Source organism: Fulvivirga lutimaris (genome assembly GCF_009711525.1).
Lineage (GTDB): Bacteria > Bacteroidota > Bacteroidia > Cytophagales > Cyclobacteriaceae > Fulvivirga > Fulvivirga lutimaris.
This window is the reverse complement of the sequence record NZ_SMLV01000404.1, coordinates 24,430-31,116: the sequence shown is the minus strand read 5'-3', so window position 1 is coordinate 31,116 and position 6,687 is coordinate 24,430. Positions and strand designations below refer to the sequence as shown.

Here is a 6,687-nt window from a genome sequence, read left to right as displayed (position 1 = left end):
AAAGCCCTGCCAGATATCTGGCAGGGCTTTTTCTTAATACAGGATTTTACTTCTTACTGTACTTATCGCTGTATCTTTTAAATAGCATTTGTTGCTCATTTTCAAGTACAATCTCTTTACCATCAATGTATCCATAACTCAAGTTATTGGTCATCATGTCCAGAGCATCGCCTTTTGAAACAAACAATGTAGCTCTTTTTCCGACTTCAATCGTGCCTACTTCGCTATCAATACCTAATATTTTGGCAGGGTTAGCAGTAATCAAACTCAAAGCAGCTTCTTTTTCCATGCCATAGGCTACACAAGATCCTGCGTAAAAAGGCAGGTTACGTGCTCTTGCAATCATACCATTATGAGATAGTGCAACTGTAACTCCAGCCTTAGTCAAAAGACCTGGCAATTTAAATGGAAGATAAACATCCATATCATCACCGTCAGGTAAGTCATGCACATTTGGTAAGATTACAGGTATTTTATTTGTAGCTAAGAATTCGCTTACGTCTAGTGCAGCAACACCAGCTACAACTGCAATTTTCTTAACACTATTAGCCTGTGCCAGCTTTACAGATTCAACAATATCCTTAGCACCTCTAGCATGGATCATTAGTACTTTTTCACCTGAAAAAAGCCCACCCATAGCTTCTAGCTTTAGGTTTCTCTCCTTGCTGGCTAGTTTGCTATAAGAAAGCGCAGATTTAAAGAAAGCATCAACTTCATCTACTTGGTTGCCATACTCTTTATTAGGCTCTCTTTTAACACTAAAAGTAGCGAAGTCAAATCTTCTTGACATTCTGCTAGGCCAGTTCATATGCACGGCTATATCCGGTTTCAAGGCTGCATCTTCCCAGTTCCATCCTTCAAGGTTCATGGCTGATGATGTACCTGATATTCTACCTCCGGTAGGAGTAGACTCAGCAACCATTATTCCATTGAATCTCAAAGTAGGAGGTACTTTACTGTCTGTGTTGTAAGCTACTAATGATCTGACATTAGGCGACATATCACCAACTTCATCAGTATCATCCATAGCTCTAATAGAGCTAACTTCAGCTATACCTAATTGTGAATCAGGAAGTATAAAGCCAGGATAAACATGCTGACCTGTTACGTCAACCACTTTGTATTTGGAGACATCTGCACCGCTGCCTGCATCTGCAACAATAGTGAGCTTGCCATTCTCGAAACCTACAATAGAGTTGTTGATTACCTGACCATTTCCTAAGTGTGCAATTCCACCTTTTAATAAAATAGGCTGTGATTGCGGACCAACTGGTTGAGGCACTTGAGCCACCAACTGTGTTGTTACTAAAAACGCTATGATATATATATAAATTCTTTTCATTGTCTTAGTCGTTTAAGAAGTTAAGGTCAACAGTTAAATCATCACAATGGAATGCTTCCTTGTGTCTGCCAGAAGGCTTTTGCGTTCTGCCGCCACCTTGTTTTTCAGCTTTCATTTTCTGGATCAATCGAGCTCTTTCTTTCTCAATCCAGTCAACCATAGCCATTTCTTTTTGAGCATCATAATAAACTGTTCCATCAACAATAGTTGACTCTACTTTAGCATAAATAGAAAGTGGATTGTCTGACCAGATAACTACATCAGCATCTTTGCCAACTTTCAAACTTCCCATTCTGTCGTCAAGATGTAAAAGTTTGGCTGGGTTAAGTGTCACCATTTTCCAGGCATCTTCCTGACTCATTCCACCATACTTTATAGATTTGGCAGCTTCCTGATTCAATCTTCTTCCCATTTCTGAATCATCAGAATTAATGGCTGTAGTAACACCTGCATTATGCATTATGGCAGCATTGTAAGGGATGGCATAACGCACTTCCCATTTATAAGCCCACCAGTCAGAGAAGGTAGATGCTCCAACACCATGTTCAGCCATTTTATCAGCTACTTTGTAACCTTCCAAAATGTGAGTGAATGTATTTACTCTAAAGTCAAACCTGTCAGCAACATTCATTAACATGTTAATCTCAGACTGTACGTAAGAATGACAAGAGATAAACCTTTTACCTTCTAGAATTTCGTTCATGGTTTCCATCGCCAAATCTCTTCTTGGAGCAGTAGCACTAGCTTTTGCTTTAGAAGAAAGTCGGTTATAGGCATCCCACTTTTTCTTGTATTCAAGAGCACTGGAGAATGCATCTACATACACCTGCTCAACTCCCATTCTTGTTTGCGGGAACCTGATAGAGCTAGGGTTGCTGCTTCTCTTTACATTTTCACCAAGTGCAAATTTGATGTATCCATCTGCACCTTTGATTTTCATTTCCTCAGGACTTGCACCCCAACGAAGTTTGATCAATGCAGACTGCCCACCAATTGGGTTGGCAGAACCGTGCAATATCTGAACAGCTGTAACACCACCTGAAAGGGAAGTGTATATATGCCCATCTGTTGGATCAATGACATCTCCTATTCTTACCATACTTGAGTTAGTGGCTATATCATTAATTGATGAAGCGCCTATATGAGAATGCTCATCAATAATACCAGAAGTTACATGCTTGCCTTTGGCATCAATAACCCTGGCACCTGAGGCAGAAAGCCCTTTACCGATTTGAGCAATCTTACCATCCTTTAGTAGAATATCTGTGTTTTCTACAATACCTTCAGCCTCATTTGTCCAAAGAGTAGCATTCTTAATAAGGATAGTCTCCTGAGTAGGCTTGGTTTCATTACCATGACCAACAAAAGGATAAATAACCTTACCAAGTGCTAAATCACTCGCTTCTTTTTTGCTGTCCTCCTTTTCTTTGGCCTCAATGTCACCAGTCTTCTTAGCTGACCAGCTCACCCATGTGCCATCAATTAATTGGCCTTTACCAGCAAATCCGTCTGCCGATGACCATCCTGATAATCTTACCAAGCCATCCTGGCCGTCAGGAGAGAAAGTTAAGTCAGCAAGGTCTTCACCAAAAGTGCTGGTTACTTTAATGTCAGTGCTATCATTGATCACCAACTTAGCAGACTGACTTCCTGCATCACCAGAGATTTCCATTTTGTAAGTATCACTACCAACTTTCAGGTCATATTTACCAGCATAATCAGGACCTTCTAAAGCCTTGAATTGGTATTTATTTCCTTGAACCCAGTTTTCAAGAATACTGGCTTTATCATCAAAAATTGATTTTGAGGTAATGATAAAATTGGCAAGCTTTCCTTTTTCGAGACTACCCACCTGATCAGTAGCTTTTAAAAGAGAAGCTGGCGTGTAGGTCATTGCTCTAAGAGCAGCCTGTTCCGACAAACCATATTCAACAGCCTTTCTAACATTTGGTAAGTAGTCCTTAGCTGATGATAATCCATCTGCTGTAAAGGCGAATTCAATTCCGTTTTTAGCTAAAGCAGCGGCATTACCTGGGGCAAGTTCCCAGTGTTTCATATCAGCAAGAGATACCTCTTTGGCATCTAAAGGATTGTCAACATCAAATGCTGCTGGATAGTTTAATGGAATAATCAATTTAGCTCTGGTAGCCTTAACTTCATCTATTCTTTGGTATTCGTCACCACCACCTTTGATGATATACTGTACACCAAATTCATCACCAAGCTTATCTGCTCTCAAAATCTCTAACCACCCCTTGGTATCATAGATCTGCGGTAAAGACTGAGCTTTGTTAAAACTCTCCAATGATAAGTCCTTGAAAGGAGGAGGGTTTAAGGTTTTATACCACTTAGCATCCAAATAAGTCTGTCTCATTAGTGCTATAAAGCCCATTGTAGAGATAGGATAAGACTGTTTGGAGCTTCCTTTTGTAAAAGAATAATGTGCAGCAGCGCTTGAGTTCAGCACTACATTGTTATCAGAAGATTCGTCAAGCGTTACCAGTGCTGAAGTACCTCTTGCAATACCGTCCGCTCTGAAAGTAAGCACCGTTCCAAATCCATTTTCTCTTAGCCCAGATGCTGTTTTTTTGTCAACTGAAAAATTTTCAGCAGCATTAAATTCAGCTTTAATGGCTTCGTTACCATTAAAGGGACCTTTGGTTTTAGTATAAATTTGCTCCGGTCCACCCCATGAAAAACCACCACGGCCTTCTTCTTTAGGCATACCGTAATTGGTGTATGGGTCAATAATAGAAGGATAAACATAGTTGCCCTTCAGGTCAATAATAGTGTAGCCCGCAGGTACAGAAATACCGCTGCCCACCTGTTCGATCTTGCCATCTCTAATGAGCATTGTACCATTCTGAACGGTATTTTGATAGTCAACGACTATGGTTCCGTTAGTAAAAGCATAAGCTCCTTCTCTATGATTACGAACGTCATTGCGCGGGAAAGTTTCCTGTGCGTATGAGGCCGAATAAAGAGAAGAGAAAAGGCAAACAAAAAGTATGAGTCTCTTCATATGTTTAGGTTTAGTTTTTTAGAGTTGTAATTTAAATAATTCACCCCCCAATTTGAGCCATAAAATGTCATATTTTGATAAGCGGTAAATGCTATTGAGCAGGTCATTTAATTGTTTAAAAGCGGTGAGAACATAACCTTAGAAACAACTTTTTTGTAGATTGGTATTTCTTAAAAAAATAGAATTAAGTGAGATTCAAACATCAAATAACTGTAAGACCAGAAGATATAGACCAAATGGGGCATGTTAACAATGTAGTCTATCTGCGTTATGTCCAAGAAACGGCAGAAGCACATTGGAAATCCTTCGCGCCTACTGAACTACAAAAGGAGGTGGTTTGGGTGGTGCTGCGCCATGAGATTGATTACCATAAACCTGCATTTGAAGCCGATTTGCTGGAATGCGAAACCTGGGTGGAAGAAGCTAATGGTGTTAAAATGCCAAGAAATGTTGTGATCATGAATGCAAAAGGAGAGCAGCTCATTTCTGCTAGAACGATATGGTGTGCTCTAGATGGAAAAACCTTTCGACCCAAAAGAATAGAACACTCCCTTTATGAGCAGTTCATCTGATACTCTTTAAAATAAAAAACAAGTTTGATTTACCTGATATTATAATTACCTTCTATCCATAAATTTTACATCATGGATAAGAGAGCCTTTATTAAGAATATGTCAGCCCTTAGTTTGGGCATTCCTTTTTCATTAAAGCATATTGAAGAGATAGTGGAGCAGGTGTCAGCCATTTCTCCTAATGACTTGGCTGGTGATGAAGATTTTTGGAAAAAGATTAGGGGAGGATATAAACTAAAAGATGACTATATCAATCTTGAGAACGGTTACTACTGCTTTATGCCTCAGGAAACTTTGGAGCATTATATTTCTCATATAAGGGAAGTCAACCTGCAGGGTTCTTATTATATGCGTACCGTGCAATGGGACAACCAGGAGGCGGTAACAAAGAAATTGGCTGATCTGGCGGGCTGCAGTGATGAAGAATTGATTATAACCAGAAATACCACTGAGTCACTTGATTTAATCATAGCAGGGCAGGATTGGGAAGAGGGTGATGAGGCCATAATGGCAGAGCAAGACTATGGTTCTATGCAAGATCAATTCCATTTGATGGAGAAAAGATATGGCATTGTTACAAGGGTTGTTTCTGTACCTAATCATCCCAAATCCGATGAGGAGATTGTGCAGCTTTATGCGCATGCCATTACTGATCGCACCAAGCTTTTAATGATCTGTCACCTCATCAATATAACTGGACAGGTATTGCCAGTTAAGAAAATCTGTGACATGGCCCATGAGAAAGGTGTAGAGGTAATGGTGGATGGTGCCCATGCATTTGCACATTTAGACTTTAAGTTAGATGATCTGAATTGTGATTATTACGGCACTAGTCTACACAAATGGTTAAGCGTACCACTTGGTGCGGGCTTTCTTTATGTTAAGAAAGAAAAAGTGAGTAAAATTTGGCCGCTTATGGCGCAATGGAAGACACCGGCTGATGATATTTTTAGATTGAATCACACGGGTACACATCCTGTTCATACACATTTGGCTATCAGCAATGCCATTGATTATCACAATGCTATCGGCAGCCAGAGAAAGGAAGCAAGACTCAAATTTTTACAGCATTATTGGACAAGCAAAGTTCGTGATGTAGATAACGTAATTGTTAACACTCCTGATGATATGGCAAGGCACGGAGGCATAGGTAATGTCGGTATAAAAGGTATGGAACCTCGAGACCTAGCTAAGAAACTAATGGAGGATCATAAAATTTGGACTGTCTCCATCTACAGACCTGAAGCCAGTGTTTTAGGTGTACGAGTTACACCTAATATCTATACCACCTTAGAGGAACTCGACACTTTTGTTGGTGCCATTAAAGAACTAGCCAAAGCTTAGATTAACATCTAAAATTTAGTTTTGTTTAAACGATATGAAATTCATGTTTAAGTCTGATTTTTGACCACCTAAAGCGGGAAATCGATTGCAGTTTGACTGAATATTTGGTAAGTTACACTATGGCTAAAAAATACAAATTAGCGGTTGTTGGTCCTATCCCTCGTGACCATATAACCACGCATCGCGGAGAGGTAATTGAGAAGTATGGCTGCATTACACACCCTACCATTGGTGTAGCTAAATTGTTGAATGGAGACGGAATAGTTTACCCCATTTCTCATGTCAGAAAAATGGACATGCCTCCAATTAAGGAAATTTTCGGCAAGTATCCTTCTATCGATATGTCTGGTGTAACCGATGACTCGGATACTGGAGATATTATAAAATTAAGATTCATAGATCAGAAT

General features: G+C 39.7%; 5 protein-coding genes. 3 read left to right on the top strand and 2 right to left on the bottom strand.

Annotation, left to right across the window (positions count from 1 at the left end; all coding sequences use genetic code 11):
- Nucleotides 1–46: 46 nt before the first annotated feature.
- A complete protein-coding gene (locus tag E1140_RS14270) occupies nt 47–1,342 on the bottom strand; it encodes an amidohydrolase family protein (protein ID WP_155185124.1) in 1,296 nt (431 codons plus the stop codon).
- 4 nt (nt 1,343–1,346) lie between these two features.
- Nucleotides 1,347–4,364, bottom strand: a complete 3,018-nt coding sequence (locus E1140_RS14265; protein ID WP_155185120.1) for an amidohydrolase family protein — start codon at nt 4,362–4,364, stop codon at nt 1,347–1,349.
- Between the two features lie 188 nt (nt 4,365–4,552).
- Here E1140_RS14265 and E1140_RS14260 point away from each other — a divergent pair, with 188 nt between their 5' ends.
- From E1140_RS14260 to E1140_RS21540, 3 genes are all read left to right on the top strand, one after another.
- On the top strand, nt 4,553–4,936 hold the full coding sequence (locus E1140_RS14260) for an acyl-CoA thioesterase (protein ID WP_343034255.1): 384 nt from the start codon (nt 4,553–4,555) through the stop codon (nt 4,934–4,936).
- Between the two features lie 72 nt (nt 4,937–5,008).
- Entirely contained in the window at nt 5,009–6,280 is a 1,272-nt protein-coding gene (locus E1140_RS14255) for an aminotransferase class V-fold PLP-dependent enzyme (RefSeq protein ID WP_155185118.1), read from the top strand.
- A gap of 119 nt (nt 6,281–6,399) precedes the next feature.
- Nucleotides 6,400–6,687 (top strand): hypothetical protein (locus E1140_RS21540; RefSeq protein WP_221412700.1); only part of this gene is annotated, 288 nt, incomplete at its 3' end.